This window comes from Sphingosinicella microcystinivorans (genome assembly GCF_003634215.1).
In the GTDB taxonomy this organism is placed as follows: domain Bacteria; phylum Pseudomonadota; class Alphaproteobacteria; order Sphingomonadales; family Sphingomonadaceae; genus Sphingosinicella; species Sphingosinicella microcystinivorans.
The window spans coordinates 258,865-283,233 of sequence record NZ_RBWX01000007.1; the positions used below are offsets into that span (position 1 = coordinate 258,865).

Here is a 24,369-nt window from a genome sequence, read left to right on the forward strand (position 1 = left end):
TCGTACCCGCCCTAGAGCCTTGTTTTTGCACCCTATATGACAGTTTAACCGGCGCTGAACGTCGTTCGTCGAAGCCCGTATGTCGTTCGTCCGGTTTTCGACAGTCGTTCGCCGAAGTGGCATCGTCATGCCTTTTCTCGGCCTTAATTCGCTCCCACCTCTCCCGCCGTCCGCGAGGCTCTCCCGTCGCGGGCAGTGCAATTTTTGTAGAGGTGTACCTTATGAAGAAGCTTATTCTTGCCGCGCTCGCGACTGCCCTCCTCCCGGCGTCCGCGCTTGCTCAGGACGCTGGCGCCCTTGGTGGTGCTTATGTCGGCGGCCAGATCGGCTGGGGCAAGCGTTCGGTCGATATCGATTACAACCTGCCCGGACTGGCGGATTTCGATGAGAGCCGCAGCGGCATCGATTACGGCGTTTTCGCCGGTTACGACGCCGGCATAGGCTCCAACTTCCTCGTCGGCGTGGAAGCCGGTCTCGGCTTCGGCGGCAAGACGCTGCGCGGCGCGCCCGCAGCGGGCATCACCACGTCGGTGAATCCGAGCTGGAACTATGACATCAGCGCCCGCGCCGGTGTGCTCGCCTCGCCGAACCTGCTCGTCTATGGCCGTCTCGGCTATGGCGCCGAGCGCGTTCGCACCACCGTGGCGTCAACCGTTCAGGGCGTAAGCTCGGTCAGCGAAAAGGGCTGGTCGGACGGTCTGCTCTGGGGCGCCGGCCTCGAGTACGGCATCAACGAGTCGGCGAGCATCCGCACCGAATACCGCCACCGCGACATGGACGGCGGCTATGCGGCCGATCAGGTTCTGGCGGGCCTCGCGTTCCGCTTCTAACGACTGTCGGTCCGAAAACAGTTGGGCCGGAGGCATCGCCTCCGGCCCTTCTTTTTTTTGGCTTCGCTCGGGCGGAGCGTTTTATTCCCAGGCGCGGTAGGCGAGGCCGAGGTCGTCGGCGACCGCCTTGTAGGTGATGAAGCCGCCCGCGACGTTGAGGCCGTTGCGAAGGTGCGGATCGGCGCGCATCGCGCCCTCTGCGCCGAGCTTCGCGAGCTTCACGATGAACGGCAGCGTCGCGTTGTTGAGCGCGAAGGTGGAGGTGCGGGCGACGGCGCCGGGCATGTTGGCGACGCAGTAATGGATGACGCCCTCGACCGTGTAGACCGGGTCGCTATGCGTCGTCGCGTGCGAGGTTTCGAAGCAGCCGCCCTGATCGATGGCGACGTCGACGAGCACCGAACCGCGCTTCATCGTCTTCAGCATCTCGCGCGTGACGAGCTTCGGCGCGGCGGCGCCCGGGATCAGCACGCAGCCGATGATGAGGTGCGAGTTCTCCGCAGCGCGCGCCACGGCGGCGCTGCTCGCGTAGACGGTCTTGATGCGGTTCTGGAACAGCGCATCGAGTTCGGCGAGGCGGGTCGACGACACGTCGTAGATCGTCACGTCGGCGCCGAGGCCGACCGCCATCTGCGCGGCATTGAAGCCGGAAACGCCGCCGCCGAGGATCGAGACCTTGGCGGGCGCCACGCCCGGCACGCCGCCGAGCAGGATGCCGCGGCCGCCCTGTTCCTTTTCAAGATAATGCGCGCCGACCTGCACGGCCATGCGCCCGGCGACCTCCGACATCGGCTGGAGGAGCGGCAGGCGGCCCTGCGCGTTCGTGACGGTCTCGTAGGCGATGCAGATCGCGCCCGATTTCATCAGCGCTTCGGCCTGGGGCTTGTCCGCGGCGAGGTGCAGGTAGGTGAAGAGCGTATGGCGCGGCTCGAGCCACGCGATCTCGTGGAGCTGAGGCTCCTTGACCTTCACGATCATGTCGGCGGCGGCGAACACTTCCTGCGGCGTCGCGAGGATTTTCGCGCCGACCGCGATATAGGCGTCGTCACCGAAATCGATGCCGCTGCCAGCGCCCGTTTCCACGAAAACCTCGTGGCCGGCCTGCGTAAGCTCGGCGACCGAGGCCGGCGTCATGCCGACACGATATTCGTGAACCTTGATTTCCTTTGGTACCCCGACGCGCATGACTGTCCTCCCTCATCCTGATGAATTGAAGGGAATCTACCGGAAATCACGTCGGAGAAGTTTGCGAAGTTGCTCGCGGTGAGGCGGATCGTGTAGAGAATATTCGAATATAGATGAGGATTTCGGGAAATTGTCCGAACTCGATCAGATCGACCGCAAGATTATCGCCCAGCTTGCAATCGACTCGGGATTGACGAGCGAGCAGCTCGGCAACCGGGTCGGCCTGTCGGCGTCTGCGGCGCACCGGCGGGTGAAGCTTCTGGAAGAGTCTGGGTTCATCCGTGGTTATCGCGCCGTACTGTCGCCCGAAGCGCGCGGCAATCCCTCTGCCGTCTACGTCGCCGTCACGCTCACTGACCAGCGCAAGGAAACGCTTTCCGCTTTCGAAACCGCCGTGGCCCGCGCACCCGAAATTGCCGAGGGGCACCTAATCACGGGCGATTCCGACTACATGCTGAAAATCCTTGTGAAGGAAGGCGACAGCTTCGAACGCGTCCACCGCGAACTGCTGGCGGCGCTTCCCGGCGTGCAGCGACTGGTGACGCAGGTGAGCATTCGCAAGATCGTGGGTGAGTGAGCGGTTTCGCACGCCTGTTGTGCACTGCGGCACGCTATGCTAGTCGCCGCCGCCATTTCGGTTCTGGACGAAACAGCTTGAGGCATGAGTCGCATGACCCGGCAGAGCAAGGGTAATAGGGGGCGTGGGCCGCTAAACGCGGTGCCGTCGCCCCGTATCCGTCCATGACCGGACCCCACAACCCGCACGGGCCGTCTTCCGACCGCCATGACGGCATCGCGAAACTCGCGGTCGCCGCGATCGGCATCGTGTTCGGCGACATCGGCACCTCGCCGCTCTATGCGTTTCGCGAGACGTTCGCAGGGCATCACCCGCTCGCGCTCGATGAGATCCATATCTACGGCGTCATCAGCCTGATTTTCTGGTCGATGATGCTGGTGGTGACAATCAAGTACGTCACCATCATCATGCGCGCGGACAACAAGGGGCAGGGCGGTAGCCTTGCGCTGCTCGCCCTGATTTCGCGCAGAACGGAACACGCGCGGCTCGGCGTGGTGATCGTGATGCTGGGCGTGTTCGCGACTGCGCTGTTCTACGGCGACAGCATGATTACCCCCGCGATCTCCGTGCTTTCGGCGGTCGAGGGCCTCGTGGTCGTGAATAACGCGTTCGAGCCGCTGGTGCTGCCCATCGCGGTGTTCATCCTCGTCTTCCTCTTCCTGATCCAGTCGCGGGGAACCGCCAAAGTCGGCGCGCTGTTCGGCCCGATCATGGTGCTCTATTTCCTCGTGCTTGCGGTGCTCGGGGTCGTGAACATCGCGAAACACCCCGAAATCCTGACCGCGCTCAATCCGTGGTACGCCATCCAGTTTTTCGTGCTCGACGGCTGGCTCGCCTTCCTCGCGCTCGGCTCCGTCGTTCTCGCCGTGACCGGCGCGGAGGCGCTGTACGCCGACATGGGGCATTTCGGGCGACGCCCGATCCGTTTCTCGTGGCTGTGGTTCGTGATGCCGGGGCTGATGCTCAACTACATGGGGCAGGGCGCCATGATCGTGAGCATGACGCCCGCCGAAGCCGAGGTGGCGATCCGCAACCCGTTCTTCATGCTTGCGCCCGAAGCCTTTCGCCTGCCGCTCGTCTGCCTGGCGACGCTCGCCACGGTGATCGCCAGCCAGGCGGTGATCTCCGGCGCCTTTTCGGTGACGCATCAGGCGATCCAGCTCGGCTTCATGCCGCGCCTCACCATCAAGCACACCAGCGCATCGACGCAGGGGCAGATCTACATCCCGGTGATCAACTGGCTGCTGATGTCCGCCGTGATCCTGCTCGTGCTGATGTTCAAGAATTCGAGCAGCCTCGCCGCCGCGTACGGCATTGCCGTGACAGGCGCGATGCTGATCGACACGTGCCTGCTCGGCGTCGTGCTGTTCTCGCTGTGGAAATGGAAGCCGTGGCTCGCCATTCCGCTGCTCGCGGCATTCTTCATCGTCGACGGTGCGTATTTCGCCGCGAACCTGACCAAGGTGCCCGACGGCGGCTGGTTCCCGCTATTAATCGGCGTTGTCGCCTTCACGATGCTGACGACATGGTCGAAGGGGCGCCTGCTGATGCGCCAGCGGATGCAGGAAGCCGCGATGCCGATGGAAATCTTCGTGAAATCGGCGGTCGGCAGCGCCACCCGCGTGCCCGGCACGGCGATCTTCATGTCGTCCGAACCAACGGGCGTGCCGCACGCGCTTCTCCACAACATGAAGCACAACAAGGTACTGCACGAGCGCGTGATCGTGCTCACTGTGGCGATCGAGGACATTCCCTACGTCGAGACGTGCGACGTGGTGGAGACGCAGGATCTGGGGCAGGGATTCTACCGGATGAAACTGCGCTACGGCTTCATGCAGGAAACCGACATTCCAAAGGCGCTCTCCCCGGTGAATGCCTGCGGGCCGAAGTTCGACATGATGCAGACGAGCTTCTTCCTTTCGCGCCAGACACTGATCGCGGCGCCCAAGCCGGGCATGGCGCTGTGGCGTGAGAAGCTGTTTGCCTGGATGCTGCGCAACGCGGCGACGGCGATGGAATTCTTCAAGCTGCCGACGAACCGCGTGGTGGAACTGGGCAGCCAGGTCGAAATCTAGCGGCGGGATTCAGCCGAGAATACGTGCCTCTCGCACATAGCTGAAATCCCCTGCGCCGGACCAGGCGCGCCCATCGGGGAAACGCAGCTCGATGCCGGCGAGATCGTGCGCGTCCGCCAGCCACATGTTGATGCCCAGCAGGCTGTTTCCGAACTTTGCCGCCGCGCTCTCGGTGAGGGTGAAATGCGTTGTCGCGCCGCACGTGGGGCAGAAATGGATCGCCGCGGCGGGATCATCCTTGTCCTGCCGGGAATAGGTATTCGTCGCGCCTTCGACGCTGACCTCCGACGGATGATAATAGGCCCAGCGCGCGCCCGACTTCGTGCAAAGCGTGCAGTTGCATTCGTGGATGTAGTCGGGCCGTTTTTCGGTCGCGACACGGATTTGGCCGCAGAGGCAGGTAAGTTTCATCATGGGCGGGGCCTATACTGTGCAGGCCCGCGCACGGATAGCCGCCGTTCCGGCCTCAACCGGAACGGCGGCGCCATCGGACGCTTATTTCTTCGACGCGATCCAGTCGTCGATCTTCTTTTCCAGAACCGCGAGCGGCAGGGCGCCGGTCATCAGTACCTGGGCGTGGAAATCGCGGATGTCGAACTTCGGCCCAAGCGCCTTTTCGGCGCGCGCGCGCAGTTCCTGAATTTTCATCGCGCCGACCTTGTAGGCGAGCGCCTGGCTGGGGATGGCGATGTAGCGCTCGACCTCTGCGGTTGCATCGGTGCGGCCCATGTCGCTGTTGGCGAGCATGTATTCGATCGCCTGATCGCGCGTCCAACCCTTCGAATGGAGACCGGTATCGACGACGAGGCGCATCGCGCGGAGCATCTCGTCCGACAGCGTACCGAAGCGCTGGTAGGGGTCCTTGAAGAAGCCCATCGGATAGCCGAGCGTTTCGGCGTAGAGCCCCCAGCCCTCAATATAGGCGGTGTTGCCGCCGAAGCGCATGAAGCTCGGCAGCGCCGCGTTTTCCTGCGCGAGGCTGATCTGGAAATGGTGCCCGGGCGCGCCTTCATGGAGATAGAGCGTCGTCATGCCCGGCGTGGTGCGCGAGGGCAGGTCGTAGGCGTTGAAATAGAAGATGCCGGGGCGCGTGCCGTCGGGCGTGCCTTGCTGGTAGGAGCCCCCCGCCTCGTGCTTCTCGCGGAACGGCTCGTAGGGGCGGATTTCGAGCGGCGACTTCGGCACCGTAGAGAAGTATTCCGGCACCTTCGCGTCCACGGCCTTGCCGATCTCGTAATATTTTTCGGTGAGCCATTCGCGCGACTGCGGCTTGAACTTCGGATCGTTGCGGAGATAATCGAAAAACTCGGGCAACGTGCCCTTGAACCCGACCTCCGCCTTCACCTTTTCCATATCGGTCTTGATACGCTTCACCTCGGCAAGGCCGATGTTGTGGATGTCTTCGGCCTTGAGCGGCAGCGTTGTCGTGTTTTCGATGAGCTGCGCGTAAAGCACGCGGCCGCCCTTCATGGCGGAGAGGCCGACCTGCTCGCGGGCGACCGGGAGATATTCGGCCTTCAGGAAATCATGCAGTCGTTGGTACGACGGATAAATCTTGTCGACGATGAAGGCGCGATATTCGGCCTTGAGACGCGCCTGATCCGCTGCGGAAATGCCCTCGGGGAACTTGGTGACGGGGCTGTAGAAAGGCGACTCTTCGGGCGCCTGCGCGAGCTGGGTGGCGAGCTGCTCGATGACGTTGTTGATCGTGAGCTTCGTTTCCACGACGCCCGACGCCATGCCTTCACGGAAACGACCGACGGAGCGGTCGAGCAGCGTCACATAATCCCGATGGCGCTTCAGGTTGTTTTCGTAGTCGGCGAGCGTCGCGAAGGGCGCGCCGCCGGTGGCGGAGGCGAACGACGGATAGAAGGTGTGGAAGCCGCTGAAGTGGTTGATCGGGCGCACGACGGTGAGCGCGAGGATTTCGGGGGTCAGACCCTTGAGGGTCTCTTCGGTCTGCCACTTGAAGACATCGTAGGCGATGCGGTCGGTGGCATCGAGCGCGTTGCGGTCGATCGCGTTCAGGCGCGCGAGATCGCTTTCGCTCGCGGTGCGCTCCGCAGCATAATAGGCGTCGGTGATGTAGTCGCCGAGCTGGTCGGCGTAGCGCATGTCGCCGCGGAACAGCGCATTGATCGGATTGCGCTTGAGGTTTGCCTCGTCCGAATCCTGGAAGAGCTGCCAGAGCGCCTGGTGCGCGGGGTTCTGGGCGGCGGCGGAGGTCGCAGACGGCGTTTGGGCCGAAACGGGGGCGGCGAGAGTAAGCGAAAGCGCAATGGCGAAAGCCGATGCAAGGCTGCGCATCATCGATGAAGTCCTTTCGGGATAAGCGGTCATGACGGGTTCATACGCTGCGGGGGCGGGACTTGCTATACGCCCGTCGAACAGGGCGTGCGGTTCGTCGAAGCCCGGAGCGATCCTCCCAGCATCGCTAGTGAGGCGGCCGCGGCGCTGTCGATAAGCTCGTGCCCTGTGACCCGGCTTCCGACGCGCACGCTTGCCGCTTATGCGGGCCCCGGCCTTCCCGTTGCCGCGCTCGGGCTGCCGCTCGTCATCTATCTGCCGCCCTATTATGCGGGCCCGCTTGGGCTCGATCTCGCTGCGGTGGGCTTCGTTTTCTTCCTCGTGCGCATGCTCGACATGCCGCTCGATCCGCTGCTGGGGCACTTCATGGACGGTACGCGCAGCCGCTGGGGCCGATTCCGGCCCTGGCTGGTCGCGGGCGGGCTGACCCTTCTTGTCGCCACGGTCGCGGTGTTCTTCGCGGCGCCGGGCATCACCGTGTGGTATCTGTTCGGCTGGCTGATGCTGCTGTTTACCGGCCATTCGATGCTGAACGTGTCGCACATCGCGTGGGGCGCGACACTCTCGGGCAACTATCATGAGCGCTCGCGCGTCTACGGCTGGTGGATGGGCGGGCAGATGGTGGGGCTGATCACCGTGCTCGTGCTGCCCGCCGTGCTCGGTCAGGTGATGGGGGGAGATGCGCCGCGGCCTGTACACATGATGGGCGCTTTCATCCTCGCCGTCATTCCGCTCACGGTGATCGGCGCCATCATGGGCGCACGCGAAGGCGCGGCGCAGGCGCGGCACCCGCGCATCACGTGGGCGGACATCCGCCGGCTGTTTTCAAACCGAACACTTGCGATGCTGCTCCTCGCCGACGTGCTGGTGAACCTTGCGCCGGGCGTGACGGGCGCGCTTTTCGAGTTTGTCTTCGTGCGCCTGCTCGGCTTCACACACGCCGGGGCGGCGATGCTGCTGCTTGTCTATTTCGGCAGCGGCCTGCTGGCGCTGCCGCTGTGGATGCGCCTTGCCGTGCGGTTCGGAAAACAGCGCGCCGCCGCCACGGCGTGCGCGACCGGGGCGGTTTTGCACATCGCGGCGTTTCTCGTTTTTGATCCCGAACAGGCGTGGCTGTCGTATCTCGCGATCGGGCTTGCCGGGACACCCTATGCCGCACCCGGCTTCCTGCTGCGCGCAATGCTGGCCGACGTGGGCGACGAGGAACGGCTGGCAAGCGGTGCGGACCGGATCGGGCTGCTGAACGCGGTGCTGACGACGGCGATGAAGCTCGGCTATGCACTGCCGGTGGGCATATTGTTCCCGATTCTCGCGCTTGTCGGGTTCAGCGCCGAAGCGGCGGAGGAGAGCGCTCCGGGCTCGCTGCTGTGGGTGGAGGGGTTCTGGATCGTGCTGCCCCCGGTGATCCTGCTTCCCGCAGCGCTCGTGCTCGTGCGATTGCCGCTCAGCGCCGCGCGGCACGCCGAAGTGCAGGCCGCACTCGCCCGTGCCCGAAAGAATTGAGAACGCGTCTTTTTCGCTCGCAGCTTTTGCGAATCTCCTGTAGGCTGGCGAAGTTCATGTCAGTTTCAGACTGGTGCGAACGTTCATCATGAATGTCCGTGGGCGCACGGATTTTGTTTTGGGAACAACAGGCTGTCGAACGCCGCAAATAGAATTTGGCCGAGAACGACAGTGCTGTGGCGGCATGCGCCCGGCTGCCGACGTCATTCAGACTGGATATCACGACATGGGTTTTGATGGCCGCAAGCGCGGTGGGGACCGTGGCTATGACCGCCGCGGCGGAGGACGCGATTCGTTCGGCGGTGGCGACGATTTTTACGATTCCGGCCGGAGCTTCGGCGGTGGCGACCGTTTCGGCGGCGGTGGCGGCGGCTTTGGCGGCGGTGATCGCTTCGGCGGTGGCGGCGGCGGCGGTGGATTCCGCGGCGGCGGCGGCGGTGGTGGCGGCTTCGGTGGCGGCGGTGGCCGTGACCAGGGCACGTCGCTCGGCACGGCTTCGGGCACGGTCAAGTGGTTCAACGCCACGAAGGGCTTCGGCTTCATCGCCCGCGACAGCGGTGAAGATGTGTTCGTGCACATCAGCGCGGTCGAACGCGCCGGCCGCACGACGCTGGATGAAGGCCAGCCGGTCACGTTCTCGATCTTCGACCGTGGCGGACGCCTCTCGGCATCCGATCTCGTGATCGACGGCGAGGCGCCCGAGCGTCCCGATCGCCCCGAACGTCCGGCCCGCGACCGCGGTCCTTCGGGCGGTGGTGCCATGGACGACGACTTCACGCCCGGCGAACGCATCGAAGGCACGGTCAAGTTCTTCAATACCATGAAGGGCTTCGGCTTCATTTCGCGCGGCGACGGCAAGCAGGACGCGTTCGTGCACATCAGCGCGCTCGAGCGTGCCGGTCTCACGAGCCTCGCCGAAGGCCAGCGCGTCAGCTTCGAGCTGGCACGCGACCGCCGCGGCAAGGTCGCTGCAGGCAATATCGAACTGCTCTAAACGAGCAGCCGCAATCGATTCGGGGAGGATCGAACGCAGGAGGGGTCGGCGCGTTATTCGCGCCGGCCCTTTTCGTTTTGGCGATTCCATCGCTTGCCCCCTGCTCTACGTGCATCGAATTGGAGCGCGTTGCAGTTTAGCTTTTCGCCGTTCAAGCTGGTGGCATGGAATCACCCTCAACTGTGCAGACCGTGGGCGATCAGGCTCGAGCAGACCTGGCAGACCTGATCGATCTGCAAATGTCGCCCTTGGGATTGGTAGCGATGGACGCCTTGGCTCCAGCGGCAGGGCAGACGATTTTGGATGTGGGTTGCGGCGCAGGGGAGACGATCCTGCAGTTGGCGGACCGCGTAGGCGTAACGGGCCGCGTTATTGGCGTTGATATCGCCCCGCGGGTTATGGCGGTTGCTCGGAAAAGGACGGCTCACCTGCCCCAGGTGACGTTGCTGCAGGAGGATGCTGCCCGACTTGCGTTGCCTGACCGGAGTGTCGATGGCGTCTTTTCTCGATTTGGAACAATGTTCTTTGCCGAGCCGACGCAAGCATTTGCGAATATAGGCAGGATGCTGAAACCCGGCGGCAGGATCGGTTTCGTCTGCTGGCGATCGATGGGGGAAAATGAACTGGATTTCTTCCCCGTTGAAGCGGCGGGCCTGTCGATAACAATTGATCCGACGCCATTCAGCTTCGAGGACGCCGATACCATTACGACTGTTCTTGGCTCGGCGGGCTTTGAACATATCTGTGTCGATGCATACGACGCTGACATTTCCAGCGGCGACGCTGACACAATGTTGAGGGTGATGATGCGCGTTGGCGCCCTGGGAAAAGTCGTGAGGGAAACGCCTGCGCTTCTACCGAAAGCTGAACCTCGGGTCCGTGCAGCGCTGCTCGCACGCGGGGGCGGCGGCAAGGTGAGTTTGCGCGCGGCGACGTGGATCGTTACCGCAGCCGTATAAGGCAAAGATATTGACGCATCAGCGCCGCCCATAAGGCGATTGGGGATCGGGCTGCACCGCTTGGTACAGCCCGACCCCCTTTATGCCCCCTGATTGTCGAGTTGTGCGCGGACGGAAATCCGGCCGCGTTTCGAGATCCGGTACGGGCTTCCGCAACGGGATTCGATCAACCGCTTGCGTCGCAGCTGGTTGAATACGCCGAGGTTGAAGTCGGCCAGGAACATGCCTTCACGCGTGATGCAGGTCACGGACGTGATTTTGCGACCCTCGCCGCGCTCGTGCAGAATGCGACCGCCAAGGGCCAGAACGTGCAACGCACGTTGCTCGTTTCGTGAGATATTCATGAAAGTCTCGTAAGATAGACGTGAAAAACACCCCGGGCGCATCGCGCCGGGCGGCTTTGAATTCACGAGGCTCTCTGAGGTTCAGAGAGCCTTATCGTACAAGCTCAGACATCCACTCTCCGGTTACCGCGAAGCGAACAGGGTCGCCGCGTATCCAGCCAATATAGGGATCGCGCGTTCCCGCTGACAAATAAAAAGCCGGCATGGCCCGATGCGTGCAGCGCGCGCTGAAACTTAGCTGATCGGCGAAGTTTTTGCTTGCGCGCCGTCGGTGTCGTGAATTACTTAGCAACATGACTAAGCATGATCCCGAACTTTCACGGCTATTCCATGCGCTGGCTGACCCGACGCGGCGGTCGATCCTCTCCCGGCTCGCGGCGACACCGGCGGGTGTGACGGATCTCGCCGATCCCACGGGACTGCGGCTTCCCACGGTGATGCGGCACCTTTCGGTGCTCGAGGACGCGGGATTGATCACCTCGTCCAAGGACGGGCGGGTCCGCACCTGCGCGCTCGTACCCGAGGCGCTGGAACCGGCGTGGACCTGGCTCGATGAGCATCGCGCCCTTTGGGAAGACCGGCTGGATCGGCTGGACGCATTTGTGATGAACGTGATGAAGGAAACCAAAGAATGACAGAGACCTTCGCAGCAGACGGCGCGGCGCACGCAGCGCCCGATGGCAAAAGCCCTTTCGCGACACTCACCTTCGAACGAAGCATCGCCGTGCCGGCTGCCGTGCTGTGGGAAGCATGGACGGCCCCCGCCGCGCGCGCGATCTGGGCTTCGCCTTCCCCCTCGGTCACGGTCGACATTCTGGAAAGCGATACCAAGGTCGGTGGCCGCGAGATTTCGCTCTGCAAGGTGGAAGGCCAGCCAGATATCCGCTGCGAGAACGGCTGGCTCGTGTTGCAACCGGCGGCGTGCAGCGTGAATTACGAGGTGATCACGTGTGAAGGCGCGACGCTGTCCGCAGCGCTGGTGACGGCACGGTTCGAAGAGGCGGACGGGCATAGCAAGCTGGCCGTGACAGTGCAGCTTTCCTCACTCGCGGAGGACATGGCGGCGGGCTATCGGGAAGGGTTTGGCGCCGGTTTGGATAATCTTGCCGCAGTGGCCGAGCGAACCATGATCTTGCAGCGCGTGATCCAGGCGCCGAAGTCGATTGTTTGGGGCGCGTGGATGAACGCCGAAACGCTGCCGCAATGGTGGGGGCCGGACGGATTTTCATGCCGCACGACGCGGATCGATCTGCGCGCGGGCGGCGAGTGGGTGTTCGACATGATCGGGCCGGACGGCACCGTGTTTCCGAACCATCATCTCTACCACGAAGTCCGCCCCGAGGACCGGATCGGCTACGCGCTGCTTTGGGGCGAGAACGGACCCAAGCACGCCGACGCCTGGGCCGCGTTCGAGGACCTGGACGGCGCGACGAAAGTGACACTCGGCATGGTCTTCAGCACGGCGGCGGAATTTCAGGACGCGAAAGGGTTCGGCGCCGTGGAACTGGGACAGCAGACGCTGGGCAAGCTGGAGCGCTTCGTTTCGGCCCGCTGAAGCGCGGGGGCGGAATCAGCCCCGGATGGGAACGACGCGGGCCGCCGGCGGACGGCCGTTTCCGCGTGCGGTTTCGCGCCAGCTGACAACGCCGAAGACGACGTCGATCTGTCCGTCGTTCGTGGTGAAGGGCATCAGCAGCGCGCGGTAAATGCCGGGGTGGCCCGTCGCTGTTTCATAGGGTGTTTCAACGGAAAGCGGCACGGCACGACTGAGCAGCTCTGGCAGGTAGCTGCTGATGCGCATGAGCAGCGAGCCGGGCGGCGCGTCGGCAAGACCGATGACATCGGTATCGACGCCGCCTTCTGCCTGCAGGGCTTCACCGATCAGGCGGAGATGCGGGCCTTCGTTCTCGTCGAGATCGATGACGAAGCTCTGCGTGCAGCGATCCTCGATCAGCATCGGATTGAAATCGGACCAACGCGGAACGCTGCCCTTGCGCGGCAAGGTCGCCCAGTAGTTATGGGCCTGAAGATGCAGACGGCGTTCGTCAGAACCTGTGCCAACCGGTGGCAACGCCTTTGCGCGGCGAAGCGCCGAAACCTTGCTGCCGAGTGTCATGCCGCGCTCCCTTGATATTATGCGCGCGACCCTGCCTCAGGAGGCGTTAACAGCTTGGAAACGTGCCGCTCCGTTCAGCGCGGCGCGACGGTTTGCTCGATCGCTCCGAAAATGCTGTGGCCGGTGCCGTCGTCGACCCAGATGCGGACGCTGTCGCCGTATTTCAGGAACGCCGTTTCGGGCTTCCCCGAAAGGATCGTCTCAACCATCCGCACCTCTGCGAGGCAGGAATAGCCGAGGCCCCCTTTCGCGATGGGCTTGCCCGGTCCGCCATCCGTGTCACGGTTCGAAACCGTGCCCGAGCCGATGATCGAACCCGCTTCCAAATCGCGGGTCTTCGCGAGGTGGGCGATGAGCACACCGAAATCGAAGGTCATGTCGACATGTGTTTCGGCGCGGCCGAACGGCTGGCCGTTGAGATCGACCTTGAGCGTTCCGAGCAGCTTGCCGCCGTCCCACGCGTCTCCGAGTTCATCGGGCGTCACGAACACCGGCGAGAAGGCGCTTGCGGGCTTGGACTGGAGGAAACCGAAGCCTTTGGCGAGTTCGGCAGGGATGAGATTGCGCAAGGACACGTCGTTGACGATGCCGACGAGGCGGATGTGTCCGCGCGCATCCTCGGGCGAAATTCCTTGCGGCACGTCGCCGGTGACGACGACAACCTCGGCTTCGAGGTCGCAGCCCCAGCTTTCGTCGGCGAGGACGATGGGATCGCGCGGGCCGACGAACGAATCGCTGCCGCCCTGGTACATCAGCGGATCGGTCCAGAAGCTTTCGGGCAGTTCCGCGCCGCGCGCTTTGCGAACCAGCTCGACGTGGTTCACATAGGCAGAGCCGTCCGCCCACTGGAAGGCGCGGGGCAGGGGCGAATGCGCCTCACGCTCGTGGAAGCGCATCATGGGGATGACTTCGTGTGCGAGATCGGTGGCGAGGGCTTCGAGCTTCGGTGCCGCGACGTCCCAGTCGTCAAGCGCGGCCTGCAGCGTCGGCGCGATGGAGGATGCGTCCGCGCACCACGCAAGATCCTTTGACACGACGACCAGACGGCCGTCGCGGCCACCCTTCAGGCTGGCCAGTTTCATTTCTGTCTCCCCGCAAGCGTTTTGATGAGGTGCGGCCAGTAATCGAGGCCGTTGTAGAAGGAGGCGACGGGCGCGTTCTCGTCGAGCCCGTGCGCGCGCATCTTCTTCATGTCCATGAAGATGGGCGACACGGCAAAGGTGGGAACGCCCGCGATGCGGAACCACATGCCGTCGGTGCCGCCCGACTCCTGATAGGGCGTGATCGCGACGCCGGGATAATGCAGCGCGAGGGCTGATTTGACGGCGGCGGTGACGTCTGGGCGGGGTTCGGAAACCGGGCTCGCGGTGGGCGTGCCGCGCACTTTCCATTCGGCTTTCGGATTGCCGCCCGCCTGTTCGAGCGCGGCCTGCACGGTTGCAACCTCCACGCCGGGGAAGATGCGGCAGTTCACTGTGCCGACGGCACGCTGCGGCAACGCGTTTTCAGCGTGGCCCGCATTCAGCATCGTGGCGACGCAGGTGGTGCGCATCTCCGGCTCGAACTCCTCGGTCGATGCGAGCGCGGCGGCGGCTTCGGCGTCGTTCGGATTTTCCGAGAAACGGCGCAGCATCTCGGCGACCTGCGGCCGCGAGGATTTCAGTTCCTTCGCCATTGTGCCGAACGAGGCGCGCGTGACGGCGTTCGCCTGAATCGGGAATTTGAGCGTCTCGACGTTCTTGAGGAGCGCGGCGAGATCGTAGATCGCGTTGTCCTTGCGCGGACGGCTGGAGTGTCCGCCCTCGTTGCGGATCGTCACGTCGAAGGTGGCGAAGGTCTTTTCGGCGACCTGCATGCCGTAGCCGAAGGGCTTGCCGTCCGGGGTGAGTGCGCCGCCGCCAGCATCCGAATTGAGCGCATATTCGAGCTTCGCGGGCTTCAGCGCGTCGACGAGCGCGCGTGTCGTCGTCATGCCGGTTTCCTCGTCGCCGGAGAAGCCGAGGTAGAGGTCGCGGTCGGGCACGAAGCCGCTCGTTTTGAGATCGGCGAAGGCGCGCGTCAGGTGGGCGACGCCCATCTTGTTGTCGAGCGTGCCGCGCCCGAGGAAGTCGCCGTCCTTCTCGCGCAGCACGAAGGGATCGAACGACCAGTCTTCGGGCTTCGCGTCCACCACGTCCATATGGGCGAGGAAGGCGATGGGCTGCTTCTTGCTGCCCGCCTTTCCGGGATAGCGGGCGATGAGGTACACGGTCTCGCCCATCGGGACGACCTTGATGTCCGCGTCGGCGAAGCCCGCCGCCTTCAGATCCTTCACGACACGCGCTGCGACCTCCGGCACCTTGCCGTGACCCGCGGCGGAGCGGATCTCCACGATGTCCTTGTAGAGGCTGAGCGCCGCGGTGCCTTGCGGAGATGTCGGCGCAGCGGCATTCGCCATCGGTGCGGCAAGGCACAGGACCGCCGCAGATACGATCATACGCTTCATAAAGAGCCCCTTCAGGATTTGGTTTTCCAGCTATCCTTGTAACCGGTCCATTCCACAGCGGAAGCCGCTTCGCCGATTTCGAGTGGATCGCGCGTGTCGATCATCACCGCATACTCGTCGGTCATCGGCTTGGGCTGCTCGAACATGCGGGTGAGCGCCTTCGGATGGGGGCCGTGCGTGAAGCCGCAGGGGTGCAGCGTCATCATGCCGGGGTGGATGTTGTCGCGGCTGAAGAAGTCGCCGTCGTGGTAGAACAGCACCTCGTCGTAGTCGTCGTTGTTATGGAAGAACGGCACCTTCAGCGCTTTCGGGTCCGTCTCGAACGGGCGCGGCGCGAAGGTGCAGATCACGAAACGATCGGCCAGGAAGGTCGTGTGCGCCGATGGCGGCACATGATAGCGGTGGCTCATGATCGGGCGGATGTCGCGCACGTTGAGGCGTGCGACCGAAAGCTCGCCGTGCCAGCCCACCGCGTCGAGCGGATTGAACGGATAGGTCATCCACGAAACGGCCCCGCGCTTCTTCACCGCGACGCGTGTTTCGGTGTCGCCCTGCTGGGCGCGGAAGGCATCGTCGATCTCGGGCGTGTCCATCACCGCCGGATCGAAGATCGCGTGCGGCCCCAGAAGCCCCTTGTCGGGGAGCGTGTAGCTGGAGTTCGTCGCCTCGACAGCGAGGATCTGCATCGGCTCGGTCGACACGATGCGCCACATCGTGCCGCGCGGGATGACGACATAGTCGCCTTGTCCGATCACGAGGTGGCCGAAATCGCAGAAGAAATCGCCGATGCCCCGGTGCACGAACAAAATCTGATCGCCGTCGCCGTTGCGATCGAGCGCCGTCATGGCGTCGGCGAGGCGCCACAGGCGGATTTCGGTCGCCTTGTTGTGGAGCACGACGGGTGCGGACCATAGCGAATTGGGCGCCTCGTTGATCTGCGTGAGGTCGAAGGCGCGCGGCGCGAGCGGACCGTCGAAGTCGCTCCAGCCCGTGGGCGGATTGCGGTGGTAGAAGAAGGCGGCGGGGCCGAAGAAACCTTCCTTCGACATTTCGCGTTCGTAGGTGCCTTCCGGAAGGTCGGCGTGTGCCTGACGGCTCGCTTCGCCCTTCACCAGCGGGAAATTGAGATAGCGCTTCATGGCTCAGGCCTCCGCGGTTTCGAGCACGCCACGCTCAATCTGATCGCGCTCGATCGATTCGAACAGCGCCTTGAAGTTGCCCTCGCCGAAGCCTTCGTCCTTCTTGCGCTGGATGATTTCGAAGAACACGGGGCCGAGCATATTGCCCGAGAATATCTGCAAGAGCAGACGCGGATCATTGTTCTCGGTGGAGCCGTCCAGCAGAAGCCCGCGCGCCTTCATCGCGTCGACCGGCTCGCCGTGGCCGGGCAGGCGTTCGTCCAGCATCGCGTAATAGGTTTCGGGCGGCGGCGTCATGAACGGCAGGCCGAGCGCCTTCAGGCTGTCGATCGTGGAATAGATATCGCTCGTGGAGAGCGCGATGTGCTGAATGCCCTCGCCGTTGAAGGCCATCAGGAACTCTTCGATCTGGCCGCCGCCCTGCTTGGCTTCCTCGTTCAGGGGAATGCGGATCTTGCCGTCGGGCGCGGTCATCGCCTTGCTGGTGAGGCCGGTGTATTCGCCCTTGATGTCGAAGTAGCGGATTTCGCGGAAGTTGAAGAGCTTCTCGTAGAACTCCGCCCAGAACTTCATGCGGCCGCGATAGACGTTGTGCGTCAGGTGATCGATGATCTCCAGCCCCGCGCCCTTGGGATGGCGGTCGACACCTTCGAAATAGCGGAAATCGATGTCGTAGATGTCGGCATCGTCGCCGTAGCGATCGATGAGATAGATGAGGCTGCCGCCGATGCCCTTGATGGCGGGGAGGCGAAGCTCCATCCAGCCCGTGGAGGTCGGCATGGGTTCCGCGCCGTTCGCGATCGCGTGGGCATAAGCCTTCGCGGCGTCCTTTACGCGGAAGCCCATCGCGCAGGCGCCGGCTTCATGCTCTTCGGCGAAGAAAGCGGCGGGCGAGCGCGGCTCTGCGTTCAGGAGGAAGTTGACCTGGCCCTGCCGGTAGAGCGTCACGTCCTTCGAACGGTGCTTCGCGATGGGGGTGAAGCCAAGCTGGCGGAACACACGGTCGACGAGCGCGGGGTCCTGCGCCGAGAACTCCAGGAATTCGAATCCGTCGAGCCCTGCCGGGTTTTCGAAAAGGTCGGCCATTGACGCTCTCTCCCTCATTTGCTTCGAGTCGTTATTTCGTGATATTAGTTTCATGTGAAACTTGTTGCAAGTGGAACGATATGTCTCCGATCCGTCTCGATACGTTTCTGCCCTACCGCGTCGCGGTGCTCTCCGATCGGCTGAGCCAGCGGCTGGCGCGCGTCTACGAAGGCTGCGGGCTATCCTCGCCGCAATGGCGCGTACTCGCGGCGGTCGCGGAAAAACCCGGGCGCAGCGCGCAGGACGTGGTGCGGATGACGCCGATGGAGAAGGCGACGGTGAGCCGCGCCGTCTCCGCGCTCATCGCCCGCGGACTGATGCGACGCGAAGCGGATGACCGCGACGGTCGCACCTCGCGGCTGACCCTGACGGCGGACGGCGAACGCCTTTACTGCGAGATTGCCCCGGGCGTACTTGCGATCGAGGCCGACATCGCAGCGCGCTGCGACAAGGCCGGGCTGCTCGCGGCGATCGATGCGATCGAGAATGGGCTGGAAGCCGAGGACGCGGTGGACACCGTTTCGGTGCGCGGTTAGGAGACAGGCCTGCACGGTGTGCCAAGGATTGGAGTAGCATGAATACGGTCGCGGCTCTGCTCGGTATCTTCACGATGGTCATCCAGCTCGTGATCTGGATCATCATAGCGCAGGTCATCATCAGCTGGCTGGTGGCGTTCAACGTGATCAACACCAGCAATCAATTCGTGCGCAGCCTGCTGACCGGACTCGACCGGCTGACCGAACCGATGCTGCGCCCGATCCGGCGCGTGCTCCCCGATCTTGGCGGCATCGACCTTTCGCCGATGGTGCTGATCCTCGGCCTTATCCTCATCCAGCGGCTGGTTCCGGCGCTGGTGTTCGACATCATGGCAGGCTGAAAGCATTTCAAATGACGGCTGAGCGTATCGACGGCAAGGTTTTCGCCGAGGGTCTTCGTGGACGCGTTTCCTCTGCTGTCGCGCCGTTTCTGGCAGCGACCGGCCGCAGGCCGGGCCTTGCGGTCGTGCTGGTCGGCGAAGACCCGGCGAGCCAGGTTTATGTCGGATCGAAGCACAAGGCGACGGTCGAGGCGGGGATGATGAGCTTCGAGCACCGGCTGCCGGCGGATACGCCCGAAGCCGATCTCATCGCACTCGTCGAGCGGCTGAACGCCGACGAGACCGTCGACGGCATTCTCGTGCAGCTGCCGCTGCCCAAGCATATGCGCGAGAGCGCGGTGATCGAGGCGATCGACCCAGACAAGGATGTGGACGGCTTCCACATCGTGAACGCGGGACGGCTGGCGACGGGGCTTCCCGGCCTCGTACCGTGCACGCCGCTCGGCTGCATGATGCTGCTGGAAGATCGACTGGGCCGCGATCTTTCGGGGAAAAGCGCAGTCGTGATCGGCCGCTCGAACATCGTGGGCAAGCCGATGGCGCAGCTCCTGCTCGCAGCGAACGCGACCGTGACCATCGCGCACAGCCGCACGGCTGACCTGCCTGCTGTGGTGCGGGGGGCGGACATCGTGGTTGCCGCCGTCGGACGCCCGGAAATGGTACGCGGCGACTGGCTGAAGCCGGGCGCGGTCGTGATCGATGTGGGCATCAACCGCATTGCCGCGCCGGAACGCGGCGAGGGCAAGACGCGGCTCGTCGGCGACGTTGCTTACACCGAGGCGCTGGAGACGGCGAACGCGGTGACGCCGGTGCCCGGCGGCGTCGGGCCGATGACGATCGCTGTGCTTCTGCGCAACACGCTCGTCGCCGCGCATCGCCGTGCCGGGCTGCCCGCACCCGAAGGCTTGTAATGACCGAGCTGTTCATCTCGGCGCTCGCCACGCTGTTCGTGGTGATCGACCCGCCGGGATGCGCGCCAATCTATTCCTCGCTGACGACGGGTGCTTCCGCGCAGCAGCGTCGTTCAATGGCGATCCGATCGGTGCTGGTGGCGGCAGCGGTGCTGCTGTTCTTCGCCTTCCTCGGCAAGGGAATGCTCGCCGCGCTTGGCATCAGCCTTGATGCGTTCCGCATCGCGGGCGGCATCCTGCTGTTCCTGATCGCGTCTGAAATGGTGTTCGAAAAGCGCACCGAGCGGCGCAATACGCGTGCGCAGGAAGTGGCCTCTAAGGACATCGAGGACGTCTCGGTGTTCCCGATGGCGATCCCGATGCTTGCCGGGCCGGGTTCGATCGCGAGTGTGATGCTTCTGACATCGCAGGCGAACGGCTGGATGGAACGCAGTGTCGTCCTCGCGGCGCTTGGCATCGTGCTTGCGCTGACGCTGATCGCACTGGTCAGCGCCGGACCGCTGATGCGGCTGCTCGGCGAGAAGATCGAGGCGATGATCACGCGGCTGCTCGGCGTCATCCTTGCCGCGCTCGCCGCGCAGTACGTGATCGACGGGATCCGGGCGAGCTTCAGCCTTTGATGCGGTAAAGCCGCAGGGCTGATCCCTTGGGCATCGGCATGGCCTCCAGCCACGCCGGGACCTCTCCGCCCTCAAGCCGTGCCCACAAGCCCTCAGGCGCTTCCTTTTTCGCGGCCACGAGGTCGTTGGTGCCGATACAGCCGAGCACATAGGTGGCGCCGTAGCGGGCGGCGATCATCCTTGCCTCCTCGTCGTCCGCGCGCCACAGGCGGACGGAATCCGCGATGGAGGCCGCGTTGCGGTGGTACGGGCCGGCGATGACGCTGTGCGGCGTGTGGACGAGGATCGCAGGCCCCATGTCGAACACATCGGCGATGATGCCCTTCGGCACGTCGTTCAGCGGCGCGAGGGTCGCGGATGCGGTGCATGATGCAACGGGTGCGCTCGCGGGCGCGGCATTGCCGGAGCCGCCCATGCGCTTTGCCGCGAGCGCTGCGAACATGGGAAGCGCGCTGGTGAGGCCGACGAGCACGAGCATCGTCGCGCCGATGCGCGGCAGGGTCGAGGCGATGGAGCGGGCGCGGGGCAGTAGCATCGCAGCGACGGCGGCTGCGGCGATCGCGGCGAGAGCGTTCGGCCCAGTCGCGGCGCGGAGCTGCAGGAACATCAGCCATGTCGTGGTCGCGAGCAGGCCGAACACGAGGCTCCAGCCGAAGCGATTGTCCGCATCCGCGCGGCGCAGCATGATGAAAGCGCAGCCGATGCCGATGAAGGGATAAAGGCCGAAGGCGATTGCCGTTTCAGGTTCGGTGCCGAGATAGCTCATGATGGAGCGTGCTTCGCTGATGCGGGCGAGGACGGGCAAGAATGCGGGGTCCAGCATCGCCATGGGTCCGCCCGCGCAGTGCGGGAAGGCGACAAGCACGGCAATCCCGACGCTCGCGAAGCCAAGGGCGGCGGCGATCCCGCGCCTTGCCGACGTCGTAAGGACATCCATCTGCGGCAGGATCGCGGCGAGCGCGCCGCCGAACACGAGCGGTGCTGCGTAGACGGGCGAGAAGGCGTCGCAGGCCGCGAACCACCAGCGCGCCGGGGGCACGAAGGCCGGGTAGGCGAGCGCCGATCCCACGGCGAGCGCGGTGCCGTAGCCCGCGAGCAGCCGCCCGAGCGCGGGCTGAAAGCACCAGCCGAGGACGAGAATGGCGCCTGCGACGACGAGGTGCGGAAGCATCTCAAGCCCGATGACAAGCGCTCCGACGGTGGCGAGACCGGCGAGGAGGCCGGATGAAAAGCGGCGGCGCGGATCGCAGAGCGCGGCGACGGCGCAGAGCATGAGCGCGATCTGCCAATTGTGGTGATCGATCCTGAGCGGCTTGAACAGCGACAATATCTGGCCGCTCGCTGCGATGAAAACCGCCGCGAGAATGGCGGCCTGCCGCCCCGAGAGCCGGAATGCGGCGAGCGCGGCGGCGCCCATCGTGACGAGGAGCGCAAGGATCGGTACGGCGGTTCCGGCGATGCGCTCGGCAGCGGCGCGGCCGAAAACGGGCTCGGTGAGGGCGATGATGCCCGCGATCGGCAGGTCGACAAGGCGCGACCAATGCATGTTGGCGCCCATGGGCGGGTTCATCCGGTGCTGATCTATGTCGCCCCACGCCTGCCCGCCGAGCCAGTCGCGAACCTGCATCAGCCGCTGCGCATCGTCCGTGTCGGGAAGGTCGAGCGCAGCGATATCCGCGCGGTTCACGATCGTGAGCGCAAGCGCGGCAAGCATCCAGACGATGAGGAGCGGCACAAGGAAGCCGCGGGTCCGATCCGTATCCATGCGCGCCGGTCTACGCGCGGCATGGTTAACAGTCGGCTTCGAAGACGCGCGATATTAACCAGTTGGAAGCCATCGCGACCCTAGAGTTCGGGCCATCGGAACTTTCCGCCCGAGGAACAGCCCCCGAGGAACAATTATGGTCTCGATCCCGTCCGCTTCGCAGTTTGACACCGCACAGTCACGGGTTGGCCTTGCCACCGCCGTCGTGCTGCCGTGCTACAACGAGGCGGCGACGATCGCGCAGGTGATCGCGAGCTTCGCGGACGCGCTTCCCGGCGCGGTCATCTATGTGTTCGACAATAATTCCTCCGACGACACGGCGCGCGTGGCGGAAGGCGCGGGCGCGATCGTCATCCGTGAGGAGCGGCAGGGCAAGGGCCACGTCGTGCGCCGCATGTTCGCTGAGGTGGATGCCGACATTTATGTGATGGCGGACGGCGACGGCACCTATGCAGCGCACGACGCGCCGATGCTCGTGAAGGCACTCGTCGAGCGCAGGCTCGATATGGTGGTGGGCACGCGGCGTGGGGTGCGGCAGGATGCCGGACGTTCCGGCCATGCGATCGGCAACCGCCTGTTCAACGGCGTGTTCCAGTGGATGTTCGGCGACGATTTCAGCGACATCTTCTCGGGCTACCGCGTGTTCAGCCGCCGCTTCGCCAAGACCTTCCCGGCGGTAAGCCGCGGCTTCGAGATCGAGACCGAAATGTCCGTCCACGCGAGCCAGCTGATGCTGCCGGTCGCGGAGATCGAGACCGATTACGGCGTGCGGCCGGAAGGCTCGGTGAGCAAGCTCCGCACGTTCCGCGACGGCTTCCGCATTCTTTCAGTATTCTTCCTGCTGCTGAAGGAGACGCGGCCGGCGTTCTTTTTCGGCGGCCTTGCCGCGCTCTTGACGCTCGCGTCGCTGGCGTTCGGCTTGCCGGTCGTCGCCGAGTACCTGGAAACCGGGCTGGTGCCGCGCTTCCCCACGGCGATCCTTGCCGCCGCGCTGATGATCATCGCGTCGATGTCGGCAATGTGCGGCCTCATCCTCGATTCGGTTTCGCGCTCGCGCGTCGAGCTGAAACGCATGTTCCTGCTGACGCAGCGCGGGCTGCCGACGCCGTGAAGGCGCGGCTTCGCGAAGGCGCTGCGTTTCTAGCGGTCGGCGGCACCGCCTTCGTTCTCGGCGCGGTGAGCCTCGAAGCGCTGGTTCGTGCGGGTGTTTCCCCTTACGCCGCGCAGGTTCCCGCGCTCGGCCTTGCGATCCTGACGACGTGGCTGGGCAACCGGCGCTGGACGTTCCGCGTGGATGCGCCGCCGACGTGGCGGGAATTCCTTCGCTATGTCGGCGCGTCGCTCGGCGGGCTTGCGGTCAACGCAGCGACGTTCTCCGCGCTCACCTACGCCGGGCTGCCGACGACGCCGGCGTTCGCCGCCGCGACGATCGCGGCGATGGGGTTCAATTTCTTCAGCTACAAGTTCGCTGTTTTCGCGCGCTGACGCCTATTCAGCGAGCGCGAGGGCAGGCTCGCGGCGCTCGCGCGCGGCGAGCATCACCTGGGCGGCGCGGCCGCAGACATACCAGATGAGGACGGCGAGCACGGCTGCGGCGATCCCATCGACTGCATAGTGCCATCCGAGGTGGATTGAGCCGATCCAGATCAGCGTCGCATAAACCCACATCACCCAGCCAAGGACACGGTTGATGCGCATGCCGCCGAGCGCGAACAGCACGGCGAGCGCATTGTGCATCGAGGGCATTGCCGAAATGCCGCCGCCAAGCACGAGCGGACCGCCGCTGCTGAAATGGTTGAGGAGCGCCTGCTGGTTCTTGAGCGCGGCGATGCCATTGCCACCCTCAGCAACGAGTACCCGGTCGTAGCTACCGAGCGTATCCATCAGCGTGGTGAACGTTGAGGCGCCGCCCGCAAAATCATCATAGAAGCAAGGGCCCGCGGCCGGGAACAGCCAGGCAAGCACGGATCCGATCAGGATCCACGAGACCGCGTAGCTGAGCACATACTGCGTGCGCAGGTGCGAATCGCGCAGGTACGCGCAGACGATGACGCCGAGCGTCATCGGTACGAACCAGCCGTGGTAGAAACTGTCGATGGCGAGCGTTGCGGCCGGGCCGCTCAGGATTTTGTGCGTCACGACCCAAGGGTCGGTGCCGAGGAACAGCGCCTTGTCCCACGCCGCGAACAGCGGATCGAGGTGAAAGCCTGCGCGCGGCAGGACCAGCTGCTTGAATGCGTTGAACGTCGCCAGCATCATCGCGCAGACGAGCGGCGGCGCGGCGAGGCTGAGGAAACGATCGCGCTGCCAGCGCAGCGCAACGAAGCTGCGGATCACGCCGAACGGGGAGGGGGCGGCGCCTTCGCGGCGCGCGCGGCGCCCGCATTCCACGAAGAGCGCGATGCCGCCCGCCGCGAGCGTGAGAGCACCGAGCGACTGCGCGTAAACCGAGAAAAGCTGAACGAACTGGCCCGACGGAATGAGCCCGGTGCCGAGCACCACGGCCATGTAGAGCCCGGCGATGCCGAGCATTACGCCCGCCGCGCGAAGCTCGCCGATATCCGCTTTCATCGCCCGTGCCGCCGTTTCCATGGTG

25 protein-coding genes are annotated in these 24,369 nt (G+C 64.5%); 14 read left to right on the plus strand and 11 right to left on the minus strand.

The genetic code is table 11. The annotated features are described in order from the left end of the window. Positions 1 to 221: 221 nt before the first annotated feature. Positions 222 to 830 (plus strand): outer membrane protein, encoded by a 609-nt coding sequence (locus DFR51_RS01565; protein WP_121047296.1) that lies wholly within the window; start codon positions 222 to 224, stop codon positions 828 to 830. A gap of 81 nt (positions 831 to 911) precedes the next feature. Here the strand turns inward: DFR51_RS01565 and ald are convergent, their stop codons facing one another. Then, positions 912 to 2,015, minus strand: coding sequence for an alanine dehydrogenase (gene ald, locus DFR51_RS01570; RefSeq protein ID WP_121047297.1), 1,104 nt, complete (start codon positions 2,013 to 2,015; stop codon positions 912 to 914). Between the two features lie 130 nt (positions 2,016 to 2,145). On the opposite strand from ald, the gene DFR51_RS01575 reads away from it, so the two are divergent. Continuing rightward, a complete protein-coding gene (locus tag DFR51_RS01575; protein WP_121047298.1) occupies positions 2,146 to 2,592 on the plus strand; it encodes an Lrp/AsnC family transcriptional regulator in 447 nt (148 codons plus the stop codon). 164 nt (positions 2,593 to 2,756) lie between these two features. Then, the gene (locus DFR51_RS01580) at positions 2,757 to 4,667 is read left to right on the plus strand and encodes a potassium transporter Kup (RefSeq protein WP_121047299.1); all 1,911 of its coding nucleotides are present in this window, start codon (positions 2,757 to 2,759) and stop codon (positions 4,665 to 4,667) included. A 9-nt stretch (positions 4,668 to 4,676) separates the two neighbouring features. Here the strand turns inward: DFR51_RS01580 and DFR51_RS01585 are convergent, their stop codons facing one another. Both DFR51_RS01585 and DFR51_RS01590 read right to left on the minus strand, forming a co-directional pair. Then, positions 4,677 to 5,081, minus strand: a complete 405-nt coding sequence (locus DFR51_RS01585) for a GFA family protein (protein WP_121047300.1) — start codon at positions 5,079 to 5,081, stop codon at positions 4,677 to 4,679. A gap of 81 nt (positions 5,082 to 5,162) precedes the next feature. Next, a complete protein-coding gene (locus DFR51_RS01590; RefSeq protein ID WP_243446528.1) occupies positions 5,163 to 7,007 on the minus strand; it encodes a DUF885 domain-containing protein in 1,845 nt (614 codons plus the stop codon). A gap of 135 nt (positions 7,008 to 7,142) precedes the next feature. Here DFR51_RS01590 and DFR51_RS01595 point away from each other — a divergent pair, with 135 nt between their 5' ends. The 3 genes from DFR51_RS01595 to DFR51_RS01605 all read left to right on the plus strand — a co-directional run bounded on the left by DFR51_RS01595 (position 7,143) and on the right by DFR51_RS01605 (position 10,430). After that, positions 7,143 to 8,477 carry an MFS transporter gene (locus DFR51_RS01595; protein WP_160119110.1) on the plus strand — a complete coding sequence of 445 codons (1,335 nt, stop codon included), beginning with the start codon at positions 7,143 to 7,145 and terminating at the stop codon, positions 8,475 to 8,477. A gap of 226 nt (positions 8,478 to 8,703) precedes the next feature. Beyond that, a complete protein-coding gene (locus DFR51_RS19465; protein WP_121049583.1) occupies positions 8,704 to 9,471 on the plus strand; it encodes a cold-shock protein in 768 nt (255 codons plus the stop codon). 164 nt (positions 9,472 to 9,635) lie between these two features. Continuing rightward, entirely contained in the window at positions 9,636 to 10,430 is a 795-nt protein-coding gene (locus tag DFR51_RS01605; RefSeq protein ID WP_197723696.1) for a class I SAM-dependent methyltransferase, read from the plus strand. 80 nt (positions 10,431 to 10,510) lie between these two features. Here DFR51_RS01605 and DFR51_RS01610 read toward each other — a convergent pair whose 3' ends face one another. Then, a complete protein-coding gene (locus tag DFR51_RS01610; RefSeq protein WP_121047303.1) occupies positions 10,511 to 10,774 on the minus strand; it encodes a YjhX family toxin in 264 nt (87 codons plus the stop codon). 293 nt (positions 10,775 to 11,067) lie between these two features. Between DFR51_RS01610 and DFR51_RS01615 the strand changes: the two genes are divergently transcribed. Both DFR51_RS01615 and DFR51_RS01620 read left to right on the plus strand, forming a co-directional pair. Beyond that, positions 11,068 to 11,409 (plus strand): ArsR/SmtB family transcription factor, encoded by a 342-nt coding sequence (locus DFR51_RS01615; protein WP_121047304.1) that lies wholly within the window; start codon positions 11,068 to 11,070, stop codon positions 11,407 to 11,409. Next, a complete protein-coding gene (locus DFR51_RS01620) occupies positions 11,406 to 12,329 on the plus strand; it encodes an SRPBCC family protein (RefSeq protein WP_121047305.1) in 924 nt (307 codons plus the stop codon). The genes DFR51_RS01615 and DFR51_RS01620 overlap by 4 nt, the downstream gene beginning before the upstream one ends. A gap of 15 nt (positions 12,330 to 12,344) precedes the next feature. Here DFR51_RS01620 and DFR51_RS01625 read toward each other — a convergent pair whose 3' ends face one another. The 5 genes from DFR51_RS01625 to hppD all read right to left on the minus strand — a co-directional run bounded on the left by DFR51_RS01625 (position 12,345) and on the right by hppD (position 17,600). Beyond that, positions 12,345 to 12,890: a PAS domain-containing protein gene (locus DFR51_RS01625; RefSeq protein WP_121047306.1), complete on the minus strand. Its 546-nt coding sequence runs from the start codon at positions 12,888 to 12,890 to the stop codon at positions 12,345 to 12,347. Positions 12,891 to 12,964: 74 nt separating this feature from the next. After that, complete coding sequence (locus tag DFR51_RS01630) at positions 12,965 to 13,972, minus strand: fumarylacetoacetate hydrolase family protein (protein WP_121047307.1); 1,008 nt, start codon at positions 13,970 to 13,972, stop codon at positions 12,965 to 12,967. Further along, on the minus strand, positions 13,969 to 15,375 hold the full coding sequence (locus tag DFR51_RS01635; RefSeq protein ID WP_121047308.1) for a M20/M25/M40 family metallo-hydrolase: 1,407 nt from the start codon (positions 15,373 to 15,375) through the stop codon (positions 13,969 to 13,971). Before DFR51_RS01635 ends, DFR51_RS01630 begins: the two co-directional genes overlap by 4 nt. An 11-nt stretch (positions 15,376 to 15,386) precedes the next feature. After that, positions 15,387 to 16,514 (minus strand): homogentisate 1,2-dioxygenase, encoded by a 1,128-nt coding sequence (locus DFR51_RS01640; RefSeq protein ID WP_121047309.1) that lies wholly within the window; start codon positions 16,512 to 16,514, stop codon positions 15,387 to 15,389. A 3-nt stretch (positions 16,515 to 16,517) separates the two neighbouring features. Beyond that, positions 16,518 to 17,600 carry a 4-hydroxyphenylpyruvate dioxygenase gene (hppD, locus tag DFR51_RS01645; RefSeq protein WP_121047310.1) on the minus strand — a complete coding sequence of 361 codons (1,083 nt, stop codon included), beginning with the start codon at positions 17,598 to 17,600 and terminating at the stop codon, positions 16,518 to 16,520. Between the two features lie 80 nt (positions 17,601 to 17,680). Here hppD and DFR51_RS01650 point away from each other — a divergent pair, with 80 nt between their 5' ends. Genes DFR51_RS01650 through DFR51_RS01665 form a run of 4 tightly spaced genes read left to right on the plus strand, consistent with a single transcriptional unit; the run spans position 17,681 to position 20,008 of the window. Further along, positions 17,681 to 18,136 (plus strand): MarR family winged helix-turn-helix transcriptional regulator, encoded by a 456-nt coding sequence (locus tag DFR51_RS01650; protein WP_121047311.1) that lies wholly within the window; start codon positions 17,681 to 17,683, stop codon positions 18,134 to 18,136. Between the two features lie 38 nt (positions 18,137 to 18,174). Further along, on the plus strand, positions 18,175 to 18,477 hold the full coding sequence (locus DFR51_RS01655) for a YggT family protein (protein WP_121047312.1): 303 nt from the start codon (positions 18,175 to 18,177) through the stop codon (positions 18,475 to 18,477). A gap of 11 nt (positions 18,478 to 18,488) precedes the next feature. After that, positions 18,489 to 19,388, plus strand: a complete 900-nt coding sequence (gene folD, locus DFR51_RS01660) for a bifunctional methylenetetrahydrofolate dehydrogenase/methenyltetrahydrofolate cyclohydrolase FolD (RefSeq protein WP_121047313.1) — start codon at positions 18,489 to 18,491, stop codon at positions 19,386 to 19,388. After that, complete coding sequence (locus DFR51_RS01665) at positions 19,388 to 20,008, plus strand: MarC family protein (RefSeq protein WP_121047314.1); 621 nt, start codon at positions 19,388 to 19,390, stop codon at positions 20,006 to 20,008. Before folD ends, DFR51_RS01665 begins: the two co-directional genes overlap by 1 nt. Here DFR51_RS01665 and DFR51_RS01670 read toward each other — a convergent pair. After that, the gene (locus DFR51_RS01670) at positions 19,998 to 21,773 is read right to left on the minus strand and encodes a hypothetical protein (RefSeq protein ID WP_121047315.1); all 1,776 of its coding nucleotides are present in this window, start codon (positions 21,771 to 21,773) and stop codon (positions 19,998 to 20,000) included. The two genes, DFR51_RS01665 and DFR51_RS01670, sit on opposite strands and share 11 nt — an antisense overlap. Before the next feature lie 136 nt (positions 21,774 to 21,909). On the opposite strand from DFR51_RS01670, the gene DFR51_RS01675 reads away from it, so the two are divergent. Further along, on the plus strand, positions 21,910 to 22,884 hold the full coding sequence (locus tag DFR51_RS01675) for a glycosyltransferase (RefSeq protein ID WP_121047316.1): 975 nt from the start codon (positions 21,910 to 21,912) through the stop codon (positions 22,882 to 22,884). Continuing rightward, on the plus strand, positions 22,881 to 23,258 hold the full coding sequence (locus tag DFR51_RS01680) for a GtrA family protein (RefSeq protein ID WP_160119111.1): 378 nt from the start codon (positions 22,881 to 22,883) through the stop codon (positions 23,256 to 23,258). Before DFR51_RS01675 ends, DFR51_RS01680 begins: the two co-directional genes overlap by 4 nt. Before the next feature lie 3 nt (positions 23,259 to 23,261). Here the strand turns inward: DFR51_RS01680 and DFR51_RS01685 are convergent, their stop codons facing one another. Then, a complete protein-coding gene (locus tag DFR51_RS01685) occupies positions 23,262 to 24,365 on the minus strand; it encodes a phosphatase PAP2 family protein (protein WP_121047318.1) in 1,104 nt (367 codons plus the stop codon). Between the last annotated feature and the right edge of the window lie 4 nt (positions 24,366 to 24,369).